Source organism: Vibrio sp. V01_P9A10T6, from assembly GCF_963877065.1.
Lineage (GTDB): Bacteria > Pseudomonadota > Gammaproteobacteria > Enterobacterales > Vibrionaceae > Vibrio > Vibrio anguillarum.
This window is the reverse complement of sequence record NZ_CAWNTB010000156.1, coordinates 33,515-57,911: the sequence shown is the minus strand read 5'-3', so window position 1 is coordinate 57,911 and position 24,397 is coordinate 33,515. Positions and strand designations below refer to the sequence as shown.

Annotated in this window: 16 protein-coding genes; 5 read left to right on the top strand and 11 right to left on the bottom strand. The window is 45.7% G+C overall.

Annotated features, from left to right (window positions below):
* The first annotated feature begins 75 nt into the window (after positions 1-75).
* From AACQ21_RS10555 to AACQ21_RS10535, 5 genes are all read left to right on the top strand, one after another.
* The gene (locus AACQ21_RS10555; protein ID WP_010317537.1) at positions 76-414 is read left to right on the top strand and encodes a P-II family nitrogen regulator; all 339 of its coding nucleotides are present in this window, start codon (positions 76-78) and stop codon (positions 412-414) included.
* A gap of 27 nt (positions 415-441) precedes the next feature.
* Positions 442-1,671 carry an ammonium transporter gene (locus AACQ21_RS10550; RefSeq protein ID WP_029189899.1) on the top strand — a complete coding sequence of 410 codons (1,230 nt, stop codon included), beginning with the start codon at positions 442-444 and terminating at the stop codon, positions 1,669-1,671.
* 140 nt (positions 1,672-1,811) lie between these two features.
* Entirely contained in the window at positions 1,812-2,825 is a 1,014-nt protein-coding gene (locus AACQ21_RS10545) for a Fe(3+) ABC transporter substrate-binding protein (RefSeq protein WP_105977495.1), read from the top strand.
* Between the two features lie 100 nt (positions 2,826-2,925).
* On the top strand, positions 2,926-4,551 hold the full coding sequence (locus AACQ21_RS10540; protein WP_105977494.1) for an ABC transporter permease: 1,626 nt from the start codon (positions 2,926-2,928) through the stop codon (positions 4,549-4,551).
* On the top strand, positions 4,551-5,579 hold the full coding sequence (locus AACQ21_RS10535) for an ABC transporter ATP-binding protein (RefSeq protein ID WP_013857649.1): 1,029 nt from the start codon (positions 4,551-4,553) through the stop codon (positions 5,577-5,579). Before AACQ21_RS10540 ends, AACQ21_RS10535 begins: the two co-directional genes overlap by 1 nt.
* A 106-nt stretch (positions 5,580-5,685) precedes the next feature.
* Here AACQ21_RS10535 and AACQ21_RS10530 read toward each other — a convergent pair whose 3' ends face one another.
* The 11 genes from AACQ21_RS10530 to AACQ21_RS10480 all read right to left on the bottom strand — a co-directional run bounded on the left by AACQ21_RS10530 (position 5,686) and on the right by AACQ21_RS10480 (position 24,335).
* A complete protein-coding gene (locus AACQ21_RS10530; protein WP_013857648.1) occupies positions 5,686-7,098 on the bottom strand; it encodes a phosphoglucomutase/phosphomannomutase family protein in 1,413 nt (470 codons plus the stop codon).
* Between the two features lie 62 nt (positions 7,099-7,160).
* A complete protein-coding gene (locus AACQ21_RS10525; RefSeq protein WP_029189900.1) occupies positions 7,161-9,566 on the bottom strand; it encodes a GH36-type glycosyl hydrolase domain-containing protein in 2,406 nt (801 codons plus the stop codon).
* Between the two features lie 93 nt (positions 9,567-9,659).
* Entirely contained in the window at positions 9,660-11,573 is a 1,914-nt protein-coding gene (locus AACQ21_RS10520; RefSeq protein WP_105977493.1) for a beta-N-acetylhexosaminidase, read from the bottom strand.
* Between the two features lie 9 nt (positions 11,574-11,582).
* Positions 11,583-12,458, bottom strand: coding sequence for an N-acetylglucosamine kinase (locus tag AACQ21_RS10515; protein ID WP_105977492.1), 876 nt, complete (start codon positions 12,456-12,458; stop codon positions 11,583-11,585).
* The gene (locus tag AACQ21_RS10510; RefSeq protein WP_017049769.1) at positions 12,455-14,182 is read right to left on the bottom strand and encodes a glycoside hydrolase family 9 protein; all 1,728 of its coding nucleotides are present in this window, start codon (positions 14,180-14,182) and stop codon (positions 12,455-12,457) included. The genes AACQ21_RS10515 and AACQ21_RS10510 overlap by 4 nt, the downstream gene beginning before the upstream one ends.
* 148 nt (positions 14,183-14,330) lie before the next feature.
* Complete coding sequence (locus AACQ21_RS10505) at positions 14,331-15,323, bottom strand: ABC transporter ATP-binding protein (protein WP_013857643.1); 993 nt, start codon at positions 15,321-15,323, stop codon at positions 14,331-14,333.
* Positions 15,324-15,360: 37 nt separating this feature from the next.
* Entirely contained in the window at positions 15,361-16,344 is a 984-nt protein-coding gene (locus tag AACQ21_RS10500; RefSeq protein ID WP_013857642.1) for an ABC transporter ATP-binding protein, read from the bottom strand.
* A 2-nt stretch (positions 16,345-16,346) separates the two neighbouring features.
* Complete coding sequence (locus AACQ21_RS10495) at positions 16,347-17,372, bottom strand: ABC transporter permease (protein ID WP_013857641.1); 1,026 nt, start codon at positions 17,370-17,372, stop codon at positions 16,347-16,349.
* A 2-nt stretch (positions 17,373-17,374) separates the two neighbouring features.
* Positions 17,375-18,361 carry an ABC transporter permease gene (locus AACQ21_RS10490; protein WP_013857640.1) on the bottom strand — a complete coding sequence of 329 codons (987 nt, stop codon included), beginning with the start codon at positions 18,359-18,361 and terminating at the stop codon, positions 17,375-17,377.
* Positions 18,362-18,527: 166 nt separating this feature from the next.
* Entirely contained in the window at positions 18,528-20,198 is a 1,671-nt protein-coding gene (locus AACQ21_RS10485) for an ABC transporter substrate-binding protein (protein ID WP_013857639.1), read from the bottom strand.
* A gap of 744 nt (positions 20,199-20,942) precedes the next feature.
* Complete coding sequence (locus AACQ21_RS10480; protein ID WP_105977517.1) at positions 20,943-24,335, bottom strand: response regulator; 3,393 nt, start codon at positions 24,333-24,335, stop codon at positions 20,943-20,945.
* Between the last annotated feature and the right edge of the window lie 62 nt (positions 24,336-24,397).

Below are 24,397 nucleotides of genomic sequence, written 5' to 3'. Positions count from 1 at the left end.
TCATTAAGTTAAAAAGTTGGCACGCAGCTTGGATTGTATTGATCGTAAACGGACTACTGCTTGTGAGAGGATGCAATGAAACTGATCAACGCGATAATTAAACCATTTAAGTTAGACGATGTGCGTGAAGCTTTGGCCGATGTCGGCATCGAAGGGATGACGGTTTCCGAAGTGAAAGGCTTTGGTCGCCAAAAAGGGCACACCGAGCTCTACCGAGGCGCGGAATATCAAGTCGATTTTCTGCCTAAAGTGAAATTAGAAATAGCGACACAAGCTGAAAATGTCGATCGCGTGATAGAAGCGATTATCAAAGCGGCGCACACCGGAAAAATTGGTGACGGAAAAATTTTTGTGTATGACCTCAGCCAAGCTGTGCGTATTCGTACTGGCGAAATGGACAGTGAAGCACTGTAAAGATTCAAAGGATTGGAGATAACCATTATGGAATTAGCAGCAACGGTAACAGAGCTACGTTACGCACTCGATACGTTTTTTTTCTTGATTTCGGGTGCGTTGGTGATGTGGATGGCAGCTGGCTTTGCCATGCTAGAGGCGGGTTTAGTCCGTTCTAAAAACACCACTGAAATTTTAACCAAAAACTTTTGTTTGTACGCGATTGCCTGTACCACGTATTTAGTGGTTGGTTACAACATTATGTATGTTGATAACGCAGAAGCAGGCTGGCTGCCTTCATTCGGCTCCTTGATGGGTAGCCAAGCAGAAGGCGCGGATCACTCCCTTGAATCAGACTTTTTCTTCCAAGTGGTGTTTGTGGCAACCGCGATGTCGGTGGTTTCTGGCGCTGTCGCTGAGCGAATGAAATTGTGGTCGTTCCTTATTTTTTCCGTCATTTTGACCGCATTTATTTACCCAATGGAAGGCTATTGGACTTGGGGCGGTGGCTTTCTTTCTGCTGCCGGTTTCAGTGATTTTGCCGGCTCAGGTATTGTTCACTTAGCGGGTGCATCGGCGGCGCTAGCTGGGGTCATCTTGTTGGGAGCACGTAAAGGTAAATACGGTAAAAATGGTGAAATTTACCCTATTCCGGGCTCCAACATGCCACTTGCGACTTTGGGTACATTTATCCTGTGGTTTGGCTGGTTTGGTTTTAACGGTGGTTCACAACTAATGCTGTCTGATTTTGAAAACGCAACAGCGGTTGGTCAGATTTTCCTCAACACCAATGCCGCTGCAGCAGCGGGTTCTATCGCGGCTCTATTAGTTTGTAAAACCACTTGGGGTAAAGCGGATTTAACCATGGTACTCAACGGTGCGTTGGCCGGGTTAGTGGCTATTACCGCTGATCCTCTCTCTCCATCACCACTGTATGCGGTAGCGATTGGTGCTGTAGCGGGTGTGTTGGTTGTGTTTAGCATTATTGCTCTTGATAAAGTGAAAATTGACGATCCTGTGGGCGCAATTTCAGTACATGGCGTATGTGGTTTGTTCGGTTTAATGGTTGTGCCAATCAGCAATACTGATGCGACTTTTGGCGCTCAACTACTTGGAGCCGCAGTGATTTTCGCTTGGGTATTTGGTGCAAGCCTTGTGGTTTGGGGCATCCTGAAGGCAACGATAGGCATTCGAGTTTCGGAAGAAGAAGAATTAGAAGGGATGGATATGCACGACTGTGGGGTGGGGGCCTACCCAGAATTCGTGACAATAAAGTAATATTTCCTTACAGATAACCTACCTAAAAACCTGCCGATTAAGGCAGGTTTTTTTATTGATTGAATTGTTTTTCAATCCATCATCAATATAATAACGAAACTGATAAACATTATCATTACCAATTTTAAAGGGAACTAGAAATGAAGAAACTGCTTACTCTGTCTGCGATGGCATGTAGTGTGATGGCTCCGAGCGCGATGGCGGCAGAAGAGGTCAACGTTTACTCATACCGCCAACCATTTTTGATTGAGCCGATGTTTAAAGAGTTCACTCAACAAACCGGTATCAAAGTGAATGTGAAGTTTGCGAAAGAAGGGATTGCTGAGAAATTGGTACAAGAGGGTGAGTACAGCCCTGCTGACGTGATTTTAACCTCAGAATTTAGCCGTCTTTTTGAGTTATCTGAAAAAGGTTTAGTCCAAGCGGTGGATAACAAAACCATTGAAACCAACATTCCTGCCCAGTATCGCGATAGCGAAGACGAGTGGTTTGCACTAACAGTGCGTACCCGTAGTGTCTACTCATCACGCGATCGCGTAGGCAAGCTGGGTGATGACTTCAACTACGCTGACCTCGCGAAGCCTGAATTTAAAGGCAAAATCTGTACTCGTAGTGGTAAACACCCTTACAACGTGGCGCTGGTTGCATCCATGATTGCAGAGCAAGGCGAAGCGAGCACTAAAGTTTGGCTTGAAGGTGTCAAAGCCAATTTAGCACGTAAGCCTCAAGGTAACGATCGTGACCAAGTTAAAGCGATTAAAGAAGGTTTGTGTGATGTCTCATTGGGTAATAGCTATTATTTAGGGAAAATGTTAGCTGATGAGAAGCAAAAATCATGGGCTGAAGCCGTCTACATCAACTTCCCAGGTCAGAATGCGCAAGGCACGCATGTTAACGTGAGTGGTATGGCGATGGCGAAGTACGCGCCTAACAAAGAAAACGCAGTTAAGCTGATGGAGTTTTTGACCAGCGATAAAGCACAGCACATGTACGCTGACGTCAACTTTGAATACCCAGTAAAAGCAGGTGTTGAGCGTTCTACACTAGTCGCTTCATGGGGTGATTTTAAAGCGGATCCACTGCCGCTCGAAAAAATTGCCGACAATCATGCCGCGGCAATTAAGCTGCTTGATGAAGTGAAATTTGACCTTTAATCGGTTCTAGGGGTATAACAGTGCCCCTATTCTATTGAAGGGGCATGAGATGTATTTGCAAACGCATTTATGTGTCAGTAAGCCTTATTGTAATTAGGCAATGAAAGAAAAAAATACATTATGGAAAACCAGTAGTGCCAGTGTCACTGTGCTACTGGTTTTGCCGATCTTAGCCATCTTTATTACCGCTGCGGGACAAAGTGATGAGGTTTTTTCTCATCTCATGTCAACAGTGATGCCCACCTATACCTTTAATACCGTCGTATTAACGTTCAGTGTGATGGGGCTTTCTTTGCTATTTGGCATTCCCAGTGCTTGGTTAATGGCGATGTGTAAGCTGCCTACCGAACGCATTTTACAATGGGCTTTGGTGTTACCACTTGCGATGCCCGGCTATATTATCGGTTACATCTTTACCGGTTGGTTTGACTACGCAGGCCCAGTGCAAGTGTTACTTAGAGATATTACGGGTTGGGGCGCAGGTGATTACTGGTTTCCCGACATTCGCAGTTTGGGCGGGGCAAGCATTGTGCTTGCGCTGGTGCTTTATCCATATGTTTACCTACTGTGCCGTGCAGCATTCATGGAACAAAACGTCTCCTTATTGCAATCCGCTCGTCTATTAAAATGCTCTCCGTGGCAGAGTTTTCGTCTGATTTCACTACCGCTTGCACGGCCCGCGATGGCGGTTGGCCTCTCCTTAGTGGCGATGGAAACGGTGGGAGATTTTGGTACGGTGAGTTACTTTGCCGTTAATACCCTAACGACTGCGGTGTATGACACTTGGCTCGGTTATTCTAATTTGAATGCGGCAGCGAAAATATCTGCCATCATGTTGGTGATTGTATTATTACTGCTGAGCGCAGAGCGCTATAGTCGTCGTAAACAGAAATTATTTCAAAGCCAATTTAACAGCCATGAAGATTTTCGCTATCAGTTGCAAGGGTGGAAAAAATGGGCCGCTTTGTGTTGGTGTTGGGGGCTAGTTGCGCTCGCGTTTCTTCTGCCTTTATTGCAGTTGGCCTCATTCGCTTATCATTATTTTGCGAAAAGTTGGACTTCGGAGTTCCAAGACTTTGCGATCAATAGCTTAACGGTTTCGTTGACGACAGCGCTGGTGGCGGTGTTGATTGCTTTGGTCGTGAATTTTTGCCATCGGTTGAACGCCAATGGGGTGACTTTAGCCTTTATGCGCTTGTCTTCTATGGGGTATGCGGTTCCCGGAACCGTGCTAGCGATTGGTGTGATGGTTCCGGTGCTGTTTATGGATCATTGGGTCAATGATGTTGCTAAAGCGATGCAATGGGGGCGACCGGGTCTTATCTTTTCTGGTTCGATGTTTGCTATTGTTTTTGCTTTAGTGGTGCGTTTTTCGGCCGTGGCGATTGGTAGTATAGAAAGTAGCCTCAATAAAGTCTCACCTTCTTTGGATATGGCGGCTCGAACTATGGGTTATCGATCGAACGCTATGCTGTGGCGAGTTCATCTGCCATTGATCCGCCGTGGTACGCTTATCGCTGGGTTGTTGGTGTTTATTGAGTCAATGAAAGAGCTGAATGCCGCTTTGTTATTGCGTCCGTTCAATTTCGAAACCTTGGCGACCTATGTTTATAACTACGCATCGGATGAACAATTAGAAGTGGCTGCTTTGCCTGCGATACTCTTGGTCGCGGTTGGTTTAATTCCGCTTATCGTCGTTAACCGTTCACTGGAGCAAAATCACTGATGAGTTGTGCGCTGTCTATCCATGATTTGACTTGCAAATATGAAAACCAAACGGTTTTACAATCACTGTCGCTGGAAGTCAAACAGGGAGAAATCGTCTGTTTATTAGGAGCAAGTGGTTGTGGGAAAACGACCTTATTGAAAGCTATTGCGGGTTTGCTGCCGCTTAGCTCTGGGGTGATGAGCCTTAATTGTGTGACGATTGATGATGGTCAACATTGGTTGCCACCGGAAGCGCGAAACATAGGGATGATTTTCCAAGATTATGCGCTGTTTCCTCACTTAACTGTTGCGGAAAATATCGCGTTTGGATTGCGTCAGCTCTCTCAAACCGAGCGCAAAGCGAAAGTCGAAGAGATGTTGGCATTAGTGCACTTAGCGGGGCTGGGGGATCGTTATCCTCATCAACTATCGGGTGGACAGCAGCAGCGAGTGGCGATTGCTCGCTCCTTGGCGTATAAACCGGATCTGCTACTGCTTGATGAGCCGTTTTCCAACATCGATACCCAAGTTCGCCATGAGTTGATCGGTGAAATTCGCAACATTTTTAAAAAGCAGGGTGTGACGGCTATTTTTGTGACCCATAGCCGCGAAGAAGCTTTTGCTTTTGCTGATAAAATGGCGGTAATGAATCACGGTGTGATTGAGCAATATGGCACCGCATCAGAGCTGTACTACCAACCGTCGAGTAAATTTGTGGCCGATTTCTTAGGTGGTGGAAGTTATTTAAGCGCCAAACGAATTTCAGAATGGCAATTTGAGACCGATTTAGGTGTGGTTGACGCCAAAGCTCAGCAACCCATTGAGCTTGAAGCCAAATGCGAATTACTACTGCGGCCACAACACATTCAAATTAGTGCGCAGCAAGAGAGCAAAGTCCGCGTGTTAGAGCAGCAATTTATGGGCGATCACTGCCGTTATGTGATTGATGCGTATGGCAGTAAGTTGCTGGCGAGTTCTTCACAGCCGTTGAGCGTTGGGCAAAATGTTGCAGTCAGCATTGATACGCAAGGTGTGTTGGCTTTTTAAAAAAAGCCCGGCATGACGCCGGGCAAGTGTTCTTCATCGATATACCTACAACCTCTTCATACTGTGCGGGTATAGCGACTCAAATTTGAGTCGAAGTGGGTAAAAGCTATAACGATAGAAAATCTTTCACCTGTTGAAGAACACGTTCTGCAGTGTCTTTATCCGCCATTTCAGCAAAAATGCGTAGCAATGGTTCGGTACCAGAGAAACGAGCAATAACCCAGCCGCCGTTTTTGAAGTAGACTTTGGCTCCGTCTTCGTAACTGACTTTCTCAATCTCATACTCAAATTGAGGCAACTGTTTCTCAACGTAAATTTTGTTATACAACGACTCTTTTTGTGCGGCTTTAAATTTGCAGTCACCTTCTGCGGTGTAGGCGTAACCGTATTTCGCGTAAATTTCCCCCAGTAATTCGGAGAGTTTTTTACCTGTCACGCTGATCATTTCAACCAACAAACTCGATGCAAAAACCCCATCTTTACCTTTGATGTGTCCACGAATGGTTAAACCGCCGGAGCTTTCACCACCAATCAGTGAATCATCCGCTTCCATTTGTGAGCTGATGTGTTTAAAGCCAACGGGGACTTCAAAACTTTTCTCATCGTGGTCAGCGGCAATTTTATCCAGCAGGTGGGTGGTGGCGATATTACGCACCACGGATCCTTTCCAACCCTTATATTCAAGCAGGTAGTAGTAAAGCAGGATCAGTACTTCATTAGGATGGATGAAGTTGCCTTTCTCATCAATAATACCAAGTCGGTCTGCATCACCGTCGGTACCTATCCCAATATCGTAACCTTCTGCGGCCACTAAATGTTTGAGACGATAAAGAGTCGCTGCATTAGGGGAAGGCATTAAACCGCCAAAATCGGGGTTTTTGCCATCATTGATCACATCCACATCGCAGCGGCCATTGATCAGAACCGTCTGCAATGCATTTTTCGCGACGCCAAACATAGGGTCAATCAACACACGTAGGTTGGCTTTTTTGATCGCTTCAATATCGATAAAGTTGATGATTGAATCAACAAATTCATTCATTGGGTTGATGATGACAATCGATTTATCTTGCAGCGCTTGTTCAAATTCGACGTGTTTTACATCGGCAAGCGTCAGTGACGCGATTTGTTGTTCAATCTTTTGTGTGATCACTTCATCAGCGTCTCGTCCACCTTCAATGAACACTTTGATGCCGTTGTAGTCCGCAGGGTTGTGGGATGCCGTAATACACGCCGAATAGGCGCAATTCATCTCTTTGGCCTTGAACATCACAATAGGGGTAGGAACAAACTTATCGATAAAACTTACCACCACGCCATTCGCTGCTAAGACTTGCGCAAACCAACGTGCGGCTTTGTCAGAAAGAAAGCGGCGGTCGTAGCCGATAACAAACCCGTTGTTAGCCACATTTTCGTGGTTAATGATGTTGGCAAGTGATTGAGCCACTAGACAGACGTTGTCTTTGGTAAACTCTTCACCAATAAAGGCGCGCCAGCCACCTGTACCAAATTTGATCATAATAAAATCCTTGTGGGACGAATGTTGAGCCTCAGCTCCTTCGCGCTGAGGCTCAAATCGCGTTAACCGAGAATAACCACTACATCGTTGACACTGCCTTGTGCCATGACAGGAATCACGCCTTCTACTGCTTCGCCATTCACTGTGATTGTTTTCACTCCTTTACTAACGGAGTTCGGGTTTTGCACTGTGATGTTGTAAGTCGCGCCGCGCCATTGGCGAGTTACTTCAAAACCAGGCCAATTGGTAGGAATGCATGGGTCTACGACGAGGCCATCAAAACCGACACGAACACCCAAAATGAAGTTGGTGACGGCAAAGTAGGCCCAACCAGACGTACCTGTTAACCATGGATGGTTTGCACGGCCGTGATCTTGGTGATCTCGTCCCATAATGAACTGCACGTATGAGTAAGGTTCGGCAACGCGCTTTTCAATGATGTCGTTTTGGTTATAAGGGTTTAATGCGTCGTAGAACTTCATGGCTCGATCACCACGGCCAAGCTTCGTTTCTGCAACCCATGCCCAAGGGTTTGGATGTGAGAAAATAGCGCCATTTTCTTTAACACCTTGATAAACACGAGTAACGAAACCGATATCATCATTAGGGGTAGAGAAGGAAGGTGCGTTCAGATGTAAGCCGTATTCGGAGAATAGATTCTCATCAACGGCGTCCATCGCTTTTTCACCACGCTCTTGCGACACAGCGCCCGATAAGACGGCGAGTGTGTTTGATTCAAGATGAACTCGACCTTCAGTTTGCTGAGCGGTTCCTATCTTGTCGCCATTTTTCGTCAGGCCACGGATATACCAGCCGCCTTCTTCATCCCAAAGGTGAGTTTCACAAGCTTCACGTACGTTCGCCGCCATTTCGGTATATTTCGCAACATCCTCTGCATTGTCACGGTATTTTGCAAGGTCGATAAACTCTTGCAGCGCCCAAAAGTGGAGGAAAGAAACCATAGATGATTCGCCACCACCTAAGTTCAGGCAATCGTTCCAGTCAGCGCGTAAGCCTTTGCAGATACCTGTTTGCCCTACGTATTCTGCTGAGAAGTTAAGCGCCGCCTTCATGTGTTCGTAAACCGTTGCATTGCCACCATCGGCGTAAGGGATCACTTCATCAAAGAAGGATGTTTCACCCGTTTCCATCACGTATTTACAGATGGTTGGAACGAGCCAGAGATGATCGTCAGAACACGTATCTTCAATGCCGTGGATCTTATCTTCATCACTTGGCGTTGGTACAACGGTTGGCGATTTTGATGGTTTGACATCCGCTTTTTCTGGATCAAACCAGTCAGGATCAAATAGGTGTAGGCCATAGCCTGCTTTGACTTGACCACGAAGCAGATCAACCAAGCGTTTACGGGTCATCTTCGGGTTTGCGTGCGGTACTGAAATGGCATCTTGCGCCGTATCACGGTAACCAAGGCCAGTACGACCACCCACTTCAATGAAAGAGGCAAAGCGAGACCACACCACACACGTTTCCGCTTGATAAAGCGTCCAAGTGTTTATCATGGTATCAAGGCCTTCATTCGGTGATTTTACTTGGAATTTCGCACAACGTTCATCCCAATGCGCTTTGATCCCAGCAAAAGCGGCATCGACATTAGCCAAGTCTTGGTACTTAGCACGCAAACGCGCGCCATTGCCTTTACCAATTCCCAAAATATAAGCAAAGCGAACTTCTTCACCCGGTTGGATCACAAATTGTTTGTGCAGCGAACCGCAATGGTTGTAGCAAGTTTGCGCGCTGTTCGAGCAGTGACCACGTTCTACTGCAATGGGATTGGCTTCGTCACGATACAAGCCGAGGAAGGTGTCGCGTTGTCCATCATAAGAGTCTGGATCAAACGTCGAGGCTAAGTAGTAAAAGCCTTCGAAATCATTGGTGTTGTAGTAAAGATCGTACTCAATCACACCCGCGTGATAAGCGGTACCTGCAGAGTAAAGCGACATCTGATGGTTTTGGTTATCGGATTGAATGTGACTAAAAGAGAATTCAACAAACGAAAAAGCGCTGATAGTGCGAGTCTCTGTGGAATCGTTTTTAATGACGACATCCCAAATTTCAGCATCTTCGCCTTTCGGTACAAAGAGAGTTTTAGTGGCAGTAATGCCGCTGTATTCACATTTGAATTTGGAGTAAGAGAGGCCGTGGCGGACTTCATACTTCGCTTCTTCTAAGCTTTTTGCTACGGGTTGCCAAGAAATAGACCAATAGTCGCCAGTTGCATCGTCACGTAAGTAAACATAGTGCCCCGGGCGATCAAAAGAAGCGTTCGGGCGAAATTTGGTAACACGGTTATATTCTGGTGAATTGTAAAAAGAGTAACCGCCCGCGTTATGAGAGATCACGGTGCAGAATTTTTCTGTCCCTAAGTAGTTGGTCCAAGGCGCTGGAACGTCAGGGCGTGTGATGACATATTCACGATTGTCGTTATCGAAATAGCCGTATTTCATTGTCATTTCCTTTTAAACAAACTGCGTCTTTTGCAGCCAAAAATTATGCTAGAGAAAACCAAGGAGAGGTAATGCCGACTCCAAGTGTTGTGTTTATTTCCATGGTGCTCGGTAACGGATGCCTTGCTTGTCCAACATCGGCAGATGTCCTTTGAGCCGTGACAGATAATCTTGCCAATCACGATGCACTTTATGAGTCCATCCTGCTTCAGCGAGTGCAGTTAAGCGTGGGTAAATCATGTATTCCATACGCTGTGGGTTATTGATTAATTCACACCATAAAGCGCACTGAATACCGAGAATTCGCTTACGGAGTGGATCGTTTTCGGGCACTTCGGCTAAAGGTTCATAGCGATAGGCTTTTTCTAATGGGGTAACACCTGCCCAGTCAACACCCGGTTCTTCTGGCGCATAATCTTGAGCAATATCCAGATACGTGTACTGACCGGGTTGTAAAATCACATCAAACCCTTGTTTCGCGCAGTTCAATGCCGCCGCTTCAGAAAGCCAAGAGTAGATAACGGTATCTTTACTGACCTTATTGCCATGATGTGCTTCTTCCCAGCCGACCATGCGTTTGCCAAGCGTACGCAGTTTTTGTTCGGCATAACGCAATAAGTGTCCTTGTAATTCTTTGGCCTCGGTATAGCCATTATCAGCCATCAGTTGTTGACATTTAGGGCTGTTAATCCAGACCCCATCGGGCACTTCGTCAGCACCAATATGGATAAAGGGGGATGGAAATAGCTCAGAGACTTCTTGCAAGACGATATCTAAGAACTCATACGTTCCTTCAAGGGCGGGGGAGAGGACGTTATCGTTATAATATTGAATGCTGCGATAGTGTGATTGATCCTCTTTATCGGCCAGCAGATGAGGCAGAGATTTGATCGCGGCGCGGCAATGTCCGGGAACATCAATTTCAGGGATCACTGTGATACCACGCTCTTGAGCGTATGCGATAACCTCTTTGATCTCTTGTTGTGTATAGAAACCACCGTGACGCTGCGTTAACAAGCTGTATTGAGGTTCGAGCACTTCATCAACCCCTCGCCATGCACCGATGTCGGTGAGTTGTGGCAGTGCTTTAATTTCGATACGCCATCCTTCGTCATCGGTCAAATGCCAATGGAACGTATTGAATTTGTAATGCGCTAATTGGTTAATAAGCCGTTTAACTGTCTCGATTCCATGAAAATGGCGCGCACAGTCGAGCATCATGCCTCGGTACTTAAAGCGTGGCGCATCACTGATTTTGACGCAGGGGACTAACCACGATTGATCTTGAATTTGGATCAACTGCAACAGGGTCGCGCTAGCATACATAAAGCCTTGATGGCCACTCGCCTCTAAGCGAATGCCGGTACGATCGACGTTGAGTTGATACGCGCCCTCGTCAAAGGTCGGGTTAGTGCGGTAGATAATATCAGCGCTGCCAATGGGTTTGGGCTGAAAATCAAATATACGGTTGAGTTCCTGTTGTAACCAAGTCGCAGCTTGCTCAGCGCATGTGGATTGCAAGGTAATCTGGCTCGAAGTCGTTAAGGTGCAATGCCCTGTGCCGGATTCAATCTTGTTTGGTAATGGAATGAGACTGAGGCTCGCGGCTTCTGTTGCGGGTATTTCACTGCGCTCACGATAAGGCGAGGCGAGAGCAATCGGAGTTACGATCACATCATGACGTTCGATCGGTTGCTCACCATTGCATTGAACAAAGGCGTGCTTTACGCCATCAGTGTAAAAATGGAAAGGGGCGGTTTTGATGCTAAATTCACAGTAAAAATGTGAGTTTGCAGCAAGCACGGTCATATCTGGCGTTAATGAGCAGAAACTGCCTATTTGCACTACGTTGCCATGGGTGATGCTGTCTGGCTGAATGAAGCGATCAATCACAAAATGTAACGACCAGTCTTTTAGGTCTTGATCGCTTAAGTTATGGAACGTTAAACCAAAACGGCAAAATTGCTTCTGTTCTGAGAGTACCGCAAAGTCAATTCGATAGCTCATAGTGATTCCTTAATACAAATTATGCTCGGCTTTGCCGGCAAACATAATCGCGCCTTCGATAGCGTCGAATTGAGGTTGAACAATCCACTGTTGTACTGGTGGAGAAAGCCAATACAAGATACGCTCTGCAATGCTACCCATGAGGCAGATCTGCTTGGCTCCTTTGTTATGAAGAGCGACAAGAAACATTTCGATGTCTGCCGCGGTTTGTTTGAGAAGCTCTATCGCCAGCGCATCACCTTGTTGCGCTAGAGAAAAAATAACGGGAGAGAACTGGCCATAGTCTCGTGGGAGTGCGTTTTTTGACCATTCGACAATCTGATCAACATCGTGGTTAAAATGTTGCATCACATGAGCGCTTAATAATGAAGGCTCGCCGATACCATCTGCAATGAGTAACACGCGCTGGATTAGGCGTAACCCCATGATGGCACCACTGCCTTGATCGGATATGGGAAATTCTCGGCCACCCACCACATGCTGCTGCCCAGCGTGTAAAAATAGGCCACAAGAGCCCGTTCCCGCGATCATAATTGCGCCATCGTCGCCATTATGAGCACCAATACACGCACCGTAAGCATCTGTGTTGAGCGTTAGTGAAGCAAAAGGATGTGTCTGGGACATAAACGCATGCCATGCGGATTTTTGTTCTGCGCCAGCCAGAGCAAGACCCACGTGCATCTGAGCAAAATTCTCTTTCGTCAGCCCGCTTTGGTGCGCCGCTTGAGTAATTGCATCAATGATCGCCTGCATGGCAAGTTCCACACCCAATAAAATATTGGCGCTACCGCTTTTCGCTTCACCTAACAGCGCGCCTTGCTCGTTGCGGATGCGTGCGCGACATGATGTGCCGCCTCCATCAATACCGACATAATAAAAAGTCATGATTGCCTCTCTAAGTCTGGTGTTGAGAAGTGGCAAAACTGGGTTGTGATGGCCAGCAGATACCAAGCACCATGAGGAATCCATTGCTCAGCCCAACGCCAGTTTTGCAGCATGTCATCCTTCTGTTTCGCTGGGTTAAAAGCGATATCTTCTTCATCTTCAAAACCGCCTGTAATGCCATTACACACTCCCCCTTTGGCGTTAAAAAAGCCTAAATGGGGTAGGTAGTCTGGATTGTTGCGACCGTGCCCATCGAGCATGCACATATCGTATGGATTTAATCCGATAATCCAGTTCAATGCATTTTGTGCAAAGGTGGTTAAAGGGGCATGCAGATCTGCGTTGACGAAGGCTTGGGCGCGATAAGCCATACACGCGAGCGATCCTAAACGCGCATTTTCGCCTTGCCACCAGTAGCCGGATTCATTGTCGTGAGCGACAAAAAATGCGCAGCGTTTGTCGCCATTCACAGGTTTTACATATTGGCGTGGGTAGCCAAATGGGTTACTGACTTGATGAGTGATAGTGAGCTCAAAGCGGCAAGCATTCTCAATCACTTGAACGACCGATTGTTTGCGGTGTTCTTCTGTTTCAATCTCGAGATATTCGCACAGTGCAATCACTGGTAGCCCAGCTTCGGCGGCGTGATAATAAGGACGAGTGGCATCACTATTGGCTGCCCAATAATGAGCGATGTTAGCGTCGCTGTGTTGATAAGCGCATAACCTTTGTGCCCAAAGACGACACTCAACCAGATAATTTGCTTGATGAGTTGAGCGGTAGAGCTCAACCGATGCAAGCAGAGCGCAATAGGCATCAATGATGTTCTCTTGGCCATCGTCGAGATAGCGCGTGTTATTTTCTTTTAAATGCCAGTAACCATGCTCCGCCGCTGTTAAATAGTGTTCTGAGGTGAAATCACCGTGAACATCTAAACGTGCTGCCACTGCAAGAGCGGCAATCGCAATACCTCCCCCTTGACGAAATCCGGCTTGATAATCGTCAGACTTGTGGCCGGATTGAGTGGCATAGGCGCAGATCTCTCGCTGCTTAATGTCCTTGCTCCATTTGTCAAAGACCGTTGTATAAAAGAACCCCTCGGAGTTTTGCATGCGGATCAGAAAATCAGCACCAAATAACGCCTCTTCCTTAAGGCGAGTGCGAGAAAATGCAGCAAAACTCGAGTGATGTTCTAGTTGTGCCAATCCCTTTAGCATATTCCAAACCACCATTGGGGTTTGTTGAGGGTTTAAATAGTTGGCGTAAGAAAGGTGACTCAGATACTTACTGACGTCACCGGAAGCGTCGTACCAGCCACCGTGTACATCGGCAGTGGTTGATGTACCAAGCAGTGGTACGAGCTTATCTTGCTGGTCGAAAATGCCACCACAACGTTGTGATTTGAAGTAGTGCAATACATCAGAAAACGTTTTTTTCATCAGTATCCCTTCACCAATTTCAAAAATAGGGGAGTGGGTATTTTCAAAACGCAGGTAATACTGTCCTGAAGTGGTGTATTGAGAAAAGTCGATCGTATAAAAGCTACCTAAATGCCAATGTGCGACTTTAGCTTGTGGTTCAACAACGAAAGTCGACACCGTTTGATGGCTGTTTGCACAAACAAGCAGGGCGATATCGGAAGAAACACGGAGCGTGTTACTCATTAGTATCGCCTGTTTGGGCCCTTGTGGCTCATAACCAATATGGTTAATCAGTAGCAGCATTAAACATCTCCAAGCCAGATCTTTGATTTCTCGCCAGCACTCAACCCGTCGGGGGCGTGTGCTGACTTTGTTTTATATTTTTACCTAAGGCATTGAAACCGATGAGGTTATTTCAGCGGCTTCAATACTTTAAGGTGTGCGTTAGTGATTATTCAAATAAGTAACAACGAACAAAGTGGTTATCAGACAACTGAGTCACCGCTGGAAGTTGTTCACGACATTTGTCACTTGCCTGCATGCATCGACCAGCAAAAGGGCAGCCTGTTGATACTGGAGTCCAAAGTGGAATTTCGCCTTTGTTCCCTTTGAGCTTCTCGTGTATCGATTTACTAGGATCGGGTACTGCGGAAACCAATAGTTGAGTATATGGGTGCTGAGGATCGTGAATGATCTCTTCGGTATCGCCCCATTCCACCATATGTCCGACGTACATGACGGCTAAGTCTTCGGCGATGTAGCGTGCGGTGGCGATGTCGTGCGTGATATAAAGCAGCGACATCTGCTTTTCAAACTTCATCTCTTCCATCAGGTTGAGAACACCCGCACGAATCGACACATCCAACATGGAGGTTGGTTCATCAGCCAGTACCACTTCGGCACCAACCGCGATATTACGCGCTAAGTTGACACGTTGGCGCTGTCCACCAGACAACTGGTGCGGATATTTCGCGGCTGTTTCTTTTGGTGGAATAAGGCCGACTTGTTCCAGTAAATCGTGAACGCGTTCTTCTAACTCTCTCTTATTACCTGACGTCACTTTTTTATGGATAAGCAGTGGACGAGCAATATGATGAAAAATGGTATGAGTTGGGTTGAGTGAGCCAAACGGATCTTGCCATACCATCTGGACGCCTTCGCGATAGTGCATCAGGTCACTGCGTGAAGTGATGTCTAAAATATCGCGTCCTTTGTATTCAATTACACCTGATGTTGGGGCGTACATTTTGGCAATCATTTTAGCGGTTGTTGATTTGCCAGAGCCTGATTCACCCACGACAGCCAAGCCGCGGCTTTTGAACATTTTGAACGATACGTCGTTGATCGCTCGCATCATAGGTTGTTTTAGGGTGTTACTGTTGATTGGAAAATCTTTAACTAGATTTTTCCCCTCAACCAGTAATTCACCGAAATTTTTGCTCATAATTGTCTCCAGAAATTTTTGTAATACAGCTTGTGCTCTACAGTTTCACTTGAGCAATTGGGTCACCGTAAAGGTGGCAACTGGAGAAGCGTCCAAGCTCTATTTGGCGCAAACTCGTTGGAATTTTGGTGCAAGCTTCATGTACGCGATCGCAACGAGCTTGGAAACGACAACCTTGAGGTATATCCAATAAGTTCAACGGGTTACCTGGTATTCCAGTTAACTTCGTTTTAGGGCCTGTCAGTGGAGGGAAAGAACTACCCAGCCCTTTGGTATAAGGGTGGAAAGGGCTTTCCAGAATCTGTTTAGAAGGAGCCACTTCAATTAATTCACCGGAATACATGATGCCAATCCGATCGGAGAACTCGACCATCAACGACAAATCATGGGTGATGAACAAGATAGAGAAGCCAAACTCTTCTTTCAGCGCATAGATTTTTTGCAATATTTCACGCTGGACAACCACATCAAGTGCCGTAGTCGGCTCATCCATAATGATCATTTTAGGATTGAGCGCGAGAGCAATTGCAATCACCAAGCGCTGACGCATACCCCCTGAGAATTGGTGTGGGTAATCGTTTAAGCGACTTGGGTGAATATCGACAATTTCTAACAAACCTTCAGCGCGGCGTTTAGCTTGTTCACGAGTCATGTTGGTATGGCGCATGATCACGTCACAAAATTGCTCTTCCATCGTCAATACTGGGTTCAAAGCGTTCATCGCACTTTGAAACACCATCGACATTTGGCTCCAGCGAAAGGATTGCATGCGTTCATCGCTGTATTTAATGATATTTTCACCATTAAAAATCACTTCTCCGCCAGTGATAAACGCGGGCGGCTTATGCAGACGCATCAGTGAAAATGCGATAGTTGATTTACCACAGCCAGATTCACCAGCAAGGCCAAATACTTCGCCAGGTGCAATGTCAAAACTGACGTTGCTGCATGCTCGAACATCACCTGCGTCGGTGATGTAGTCAACGCATAGGTTACGGATTGAAATAAGTGGGTTTGTCATGATTATTTATCTCCGCTCCAAAGTGCATTTTGTGGTGGCAGGTCAGGCTGACGCTCTTTCTTGTCTTGCTCTGCGAGTTTTTTCCAACGCTTCATTCCTTTGTGTGAACGCAGTTGTGGGTTGGCAATTTCATCGACCGCAAAGTTCAGTAAAGCCAAACCAGTAACGAGTAGAGTCAAAGCAATACAAGGAGCAAGCAGTTCCCACCAAGCGCCAATCAGCATAGAAGAGGACGTTTGAACGTTGTACAACATGATGCCCCAACTGATGGTGTTTGGATCGCCAAGACCAAGGAAGGAGATGGTGGCTTCCATCATGATGGCGTACATCACTGAACCGATGAAGCTAGCGCCAACGATGGAGATGAGGTTAGGTAGAATCTCAACGAAAATGATGCGCCATGATGATTCACCCAAGACTTCCGCCGCTCTGACAAATTCTTTTTCACGCAGTGCGAGGGTTTGTGAGCGTACGACCCTAGCGCCCCAAGCCCAGGAGGTGCAGCCAATGATGAGTGCAATGGTTAATGGGCCGGCCTCTCCAATAAATGCCGCGACCACGAATAAAAGAGGATATTGCGGTATCACCAGCATGATATTCATAGCGGCGGTTAGAATGTCATCGACCTTACCGCCAAAGTAACCGGCAGAAACACCAATCACAGTCGCAAGAAAACAGACGGTCATTCCTGCGCCAAAACCCACGGCGAGTGAGACTCGTGCGCCATACACCACTTGTGACCAAACATCGCGTCCCATACGAGAGGTGCCTAGCACATGATCTTCACCTTTTGAGAGCAGTAAGGTGCGGCGGTCAGTCGCCAAGTTTTCAGCAATCCAGCCATTCGGATCTGCTTTAGCGGCTTTGACGACGAACGATGGGTACTCGTGTGGATTTCCGGTACGTTTATCTGGCGCATGTTTGGTGATCAGTGGCGCAGCAAGGGCGATGAATAAAAATAGGCCCAAAATAATGACACCGACCATGGCAACGGTATTGCCGCGAATGAGTTTAATGAGATCTTTCATGATTATTTACCTCCCTTGCGTAGGCGAGGGTCTAGTACGACATAAAGCATGTCCGCCAATAGGTTAAAGAACAGCATAAAGAGCGTCATAATCAGTAGCTGCCCTTGCAGAACTTGGTAATCACGAGCGTTGATCGCATTAAATAAAACGGTACCAAGGCCAGGATAGTTAAAGATAATTTCAATGATGAGCTGACCACCGATAGCCATACCCAAAGACATTGATAGAGCGGTGACACTTGGCAATAAAGCATTACGAGCGGCGTACTGGAAAACCACGCGGTTTTCGCTGAGCCCTTTCCCTTTCGCCATCGTGATGTAGTCTTCTGCGAGCAGGTTAATCATGTTGTTACGCATGTTGACGAGAAACCCACCGATTTGTACTAGAGATGCACAGACAAGAGGCAAGAAAGCGTGGTAGGCCACATCTTTAATGAATGTCCAACTTGTCCAATCTGGCATCGTACCAGCAGTGTAGGCATAACCCGTAGGGAACCATTGCAAGCCGATAGCAAAAGTAAACATAGCGATCATCGCAATAACCACTTGCGGAACGGCTTGTATAACCAACATCCCTGGGGTAATAAACGTATCGTAACGACTGCCTCGTTTCCATGCGGCAAAAATGCCCAGTAGAGAACCGATTGAGAACGAGATCACAACCGCAGTACCCGCTAGAAATAACGACCAACCAAATGCACTACCCAGTAATTCATTGACACTTAACGGATAGAACTTAATCGACGTGCCTAATTCCCAACTTAGAATGCTTTTTAAATAGGTCAAATACTGTACGGGTAACGGACCATCAACGAAACCGAGAAGCTGTTTCATCGCTTCGATTCGTTCTGGCGTTACTTGCGTTGTTGCGTTTGCGAACATCATGGTCACTGGGTCTCCAGGCATGGCTCGCGGAATAATGAAGTTCAATGTTGCTGCAACCAGCAACGCGATAAAATAAAATGACAAACGTCTTAAAAAATAACCCATAACTCACACCTTACTCACCCAGTTTTATCCTGTACCTGGTTTCAGGTCGCTCCTAGCGAAATTTAGAGCGAAAAATCCCCTAACGACGAGCGTTATACATTTGCTAGGTATTTAGGGGATTTTATTTAGCGGCGCACGAAGTACGCCGCAAGGAATGAACTTCTACTTACTTAACTGGTTTTAGGTCCAGTACGTGTAATAGACGCTCAGGGATACCAGCCCAAATGTTTGGACGACCCTTAGGATTTTCTTCGTTCCACCAGCCGCTAAAGCGTGCTGTGTTGTATTGGTACATGTAAGCACCTGACATTACAGGGATGGTCACTTGGTTTTCAGCAATGATTTTCTGAATTCCGTGAGCGATTTCTAGCTGCTCATTTTTATCCGCTGTTTTGTAGAAGCTGTCTAGCAAAGTATCTAGCTTGTCGTTTTTGTAGAAGTGCATAGCAAAACGAGGCATACCTTCACCTTTCTGTAGTGCAGAGTTGTATGCACTGTTCCAGTATAGATGTGGATCCGCACCGTGGAAGTAGTTGGTGTAAGCGACGTCATAAGTACCTTCAAGCATTGCTTGGTTATAAACCGCAAACTCTGGAGTACGAGCACGTGCTTTGATGCCTACTTCGGCAAGCTGTTCAACGGCAAGTTGTACTGTGTTGTTGAAGTCAGTCCAGCCATTTGGTGATTGAACAAGTAGCTCAAAAGATTTACCTGATGGAGTATCAACAAAACCGTCTTTGTTCACGTCTTTGAAGCCCGCTTTAGCAAGCAGTTTTTTCGCGCCTTCAACGTTGTACGTGTTGTAGCCTTTGTACTTATTGTGGATGTTTTCATCAGACCAAGCTTGGAATGCATAACCTAAGCCTGAAGCGAAGTCATTAACGGTACCGCCGCCATAGAAAGCGATATCGATAATAGTTTGACGGTCAAGAGCCATAGAGAATGCGCGACGGAAATCAACGTTGCTTAGCGCTTCATTTTTTACTGCATCTGGGTTTTTGAAGTTAACCATAAATGCTTGTGTGCCTGATGGCGGATACCAGTAGTGGTGGCTAGGGCTTGCAGCGGCATAAGTACGGTCAATATCTGGAACGAATGAAGAGGTCCAATCGAGTTCAGAGTTAACAATTTTACCTAGCAATTGGTCATTGTTTGCAATTTGAGGTACACGCAAACAGTCAACCTCAAGGTTTGCAGCATCCCAGTAATTCGGGTTACGACATTGGATGTATAGCTGTGGAGTGAAGGTGTCGATTTCAGTAAACGGACCAGTACCTACAGGGTTTTCGTTGGTGAAAGTCGCTGGATCTTTCACATCTTTCCATACATGTTCAGCAACGATAGGAACTAACGAGATTTCATAAGGTACGTTTGAGTTAGCTTCACTTAAACGGAAACGGATTTGGTAGTCGTTCAGTTTTTCTACGCTCGTTACCCACTTGTTGATACCGCGTTGGTCGAGTTCAGGTTTATTTTTCAATAAGCCATAAGAGAACACGACATCATCCGCTGTAAATGCTTGACCATCTGACCATTTAACACCTTTACGGATATCAAAAGTAACACTCATTAGGTCATCAGACATTTTAAAGCCTTCAGCCAAACGCATAACGGGTGTATTACCATGCATTTCGTTGAAGATGACCAGTGGTTCATAGATGAAATCAGTGGTCGTACGTAGGTTTGTTGCTAGATACGGGTTAAAGTTACGTACCATTGTAGGGTAGAAATCAGGTACGATCGTTAGCTCACTGCGTGCGGCTGCTGGAGCTGAAAGGCTCGCTGCGGCGGCGATTACTGCAGCGGCTAGCGCTGTTTTTTTAATATTGGCAAGCATAGCTGTTCCTTACTATTTGCTTTCATTTCACTAATGGATATGAATGTCATCAATTGATAAACACTCTCCAAGGCCTACCTCATTGCGTGTTAACAAACCGGAGGAGTTGGTCAACATGAGTGGCCTGTAGACCTTTGGCAGGAGTAAGAAGACACCTTGGAGAGAAAATTATCAATTTGAATTCCCGTTAAAAACGTCAATTTGTAGAAAGTGACCGTTATAAACGTCAATTTACCATCTTTGGTTTGATTTTTACTCTCATTTAGGTCAGTGATCTGCCTCTCATACTCAATTCGATTAACTTATGGTTGTAAGCGCTCGCTATCTTTTTGTGCCTTTATTTTTAATGTTTTTTTGTTTTTTTTGTATCATGAGATCTTGCTCACTTATAGTTTTATCGTTAATTTTTTTACTTAAATTAATTCTGCCGAATTGTTGTGATTCGGTTCGCAATCTGGATCTTTATTCATCTTCAATTGAAAATCTGCTGGTGAAATTGCCTAGAAATCAGTTTTTACTTCTAATTTTTATCATCATTTTGCCTCTTTTTTTCTATTGAGAAGTAAGGTTTGTAATACGCAGTGAATAAGGCGCAGCAGAGTAATGGATGCTTGAGGTTAACATTGATTAAATTTAACTAGTCATCACTCTGGATGCATCAATGGGGTGGTTGTTCCGTTGATGGTCATGGAAATATAGTGATAAAAAAGCCTGCAGAGTGCAGGCTTAATGGTGTTGATGTACTTAGAGTGATGAGGTCAGTAGCTTTTGCAATTTATCGCGCTGCGCTTCGATGTGAGAGCGTTCAGGGCCGTGCTCCTGACAATGATCAAGAATGTAATCTAACGAATTAAGAACGGTACGCCAGCGAGGTGTTTTAGGCAGTGTCTCGATACGTAAGTACTTGTCTAGTGTCCGAGTCTGTAATGTGCTTCTATCGAGATACACTCGCCATAGCCCACTCTGCTCTGCAAAGGTAAACTTGCTTTGGTTACTGACCCGTTCCCAGTAATCTAAAGCACTGGTCATTGCTTCAACCAGTACTTCGCGCATTAAATCTTGCTTAGATTGACTCTCTCCCGATACTTTGTCGGCGATACGAGTGAACTCGCCACCGAGTTCTTTGAGCTGCTGCAGTTTTTCTTTATCGCCTTCAAATGCGTAACTGGATAGCGCTTCAATAGCGGTTTCAAGGTTATTGATGCGCGCTGCATTGATGTTTCCACCCACGTTAAAGATGTACATAGCCTGCAACCCAGAGCCATCCGGTAGTCGTAACACATCAGCAGACATATGTTGACGTGTATCTTCGACATAGATATCGATATTACCGCAGTAATGCTCTTGCTCGACGACTAAGTATTTAGGAGCGATGAGTTCTTCCGCATTTGAGCGCTTTAGTTGTTCTTGGCTGCGCTTAAATAACCGAGCAGCCGCTTCGTTCGCAAAGCGGATTTTATGATCGTCTCGAATGCAAATAATGGCCTCAGGGGCAGATTCAAGCTGCTCTAGTAGACGGCCTTGGGTTTCCAATAAACTGGCCTCTACCATTGCTCTATGCTTCAGCTCTTGTTGCAGTTGGTTGTTCTCAATACGTCTTTGTTCAGCTTTGCTGGCCGTTAAATGCGCCGTAATACGTGCAGCGAGCTCTTGCTTATTAAACGGCTTCGATAAGTAATCGTTCGCTCCCGCTGCAAAACCACGAACTCTATCGTCAGTTTGATTTAATGCGGTCAACATAATGATAGGTAGTTCGGCATGATCGTATGTTTCTCTTAACTTTTCACAGACTTGGTAGCCGCTTAATCCTGGCATCATAATGTCGAGCAGTAGAAGTTCCGGTTTTTCTTTTTCGACCGCGCTAATGACTTCATTGCCATCTTTAGCGGTGCGGACTTGATAGCCTTCTAAACGTAGGAAGCTGTCTAGGACACGCAGATTGACGGGTTCATCATCGGCTATCAGTAGCACTGGGCCTTCTTTATTTTCAGGCAGTGAATGCATTTCAGGCAGCTCAATGTCTGAAATGGTCGGAGATTGGAAATGGCCGGTTTCCATATAGCTTGTCGACTCAATTTCCGCTTTTGATGCTAATGGCAAGGTAAAGCTGAATGTTGTACCGACCATAGGTTGGCTACTGACATAAAGCGTTCCTTGCATCAATTCGATCAATTGACGGCTGATCGAAAGACCTAAACCAGCGCCTTGTCGATAACGACTGGCATCTTGCCCTGCTTGAATCAGTGGTTCGAAGATGTGTTCAAGTTGTTCAGCAGGAATGCCTTGCCCCGTATCGACAACTTGGACACGAATCTTGTCATCAACCACATTGGCTGAAATGACAATTTTCCCTTCAGTCGTATATTTAATGGCGTTTCCTACAAGGTTATAAAGCACTTGCTCTAATCGTTGTGGATCGGCAGAGACCCAAATACATTCATCAGGGATTTGGTTTATTACGCGAATGGGCTTTTTGTTTAGTAGATGGTTAGACAGCTCTAACACTAAGCGTGTTGCGCCGGATAGATCAACAGCACACTGTTTGATATCCAAGCTGCCATAGCGCATCTTATGGTAATCGAGTAAGTCATCGACCAAGTTTGTCAGCCGTTGTCCACTGCTGATGATTATGCCCAATTGATAACGGTGATCGGCGGTGATAGTTCCACTTGACCCAGAGATCAGTGCTTCTGCAATACCGACCATACCGTGCAGCGGTGTTCTTAATTCATGTGACGTTGTGGCTAGGAATTCATCTTTTAGTTTGTTAGCGAGATGCAACTCATCGTTCTGTTTGCGGATTAATTGAATGTTGCTTTCGAGTTCTTTATTTTGCGCTTTAATCAGCTGCATTTTTTCTCGGATTGAACGCTGCATACGCTCAAAACTCACTGCGAGTCGACCAATCTCATCTTTACGATCGGTATTGATAACATTTTCATCTAAATCCCCAGCTGAGACTTTTTCTGCCGCCCAAGTGAGCTTCAGTAGGGGAGAGGTAATAAAATTAGAGAGATAATGTGAAGCGATGACGACTAAAATAATCGCGGTTAGCATGGCGAAAATAAATAACTTCTCAAGCTGATGAACTCGCGCATAAGCCTCTTTTTCTGGTATCTCTACGACCAAGGCCCAATTGATGTTTTTGTTTGCAACAGGTGCATAGGCGGCAATGGTTTTCTCATTCAATGTATTGGTGTAAGTACCAACGGCACTCAATCCAGAAAGCGCAAGATTGATCACTTTTTGACTAGTCTCGATTTCTTGCTGCGTGTAAGAGAGTATTCGAGAATGATGATCTTGCCCGACGAGTAAAGTCCTTATTTGCGATGTCGCATTGGTGTCAGCAACGAGCTTTGTGATGCCATTGTTTGGTAGGCGGAACATGGCGTAGCTGTGCAGGTAGCCCTGTTGAATAATGGGCGCGCCAAGCCAAGCAACTGATTGCCCTTCTTGTTGTGAAAAATCAGAAATAATGACTGGTGTATATTCTTCATTGATTTTTCGTTGTTCGCCAACTTGCTGCTCTAACTGACGGAATGTTTTACCCAGATTGCTATCTTTGTATTTTCCGGTCAGTAAATTCGTCCCATAGTTGTCGTGCTTATAAACGGAATAAACGACATCACCATCGAGATCCACCAGTAAAATATCGTCAAAATCAGAACGTTTAAGCAGTTCTAAATACGCCCAATGATAGCGTTTGTGCAGTAGGCGATACCGTTCACTGCCTACATAGCTGCTCGATTGTGGCAATATTGACGTTTTTATCTGATCACCAGAGCCAGGAATATAACGCTGCTGGGCATGCTCACGAGCTTGATCAATATCCAGACCAAGTCTTTGGAACGCATTGACTAAGCCGTAAAAGCGCCCTCCACTAGCATAAGCTAACTCTGAACGGACAAACCCCATCACTTCTGATTCTTTGGCCGTGAGGTAATCGAGAACTTGCTGTTGCTTAGTGTCTCTGACTGACAATAAGTGAGACGTGCTTTGTTCTTGAAGATCTTTAGTGTGTGATTGCAGAAAAAAAATGGCAGTCACAGTTAAAGGCGTGATGCTCAAAACGAGAAAAGCCAGCATAAGAGTATTTTGCAGGCGCTTAAATTTTTGCTTACGAGAGAACCTAAACATAGAAAAAGGCATTACTTTCCGTGAGGCTTTAACGGTATGAGGTAGTCGTTAAAGTGAATGAA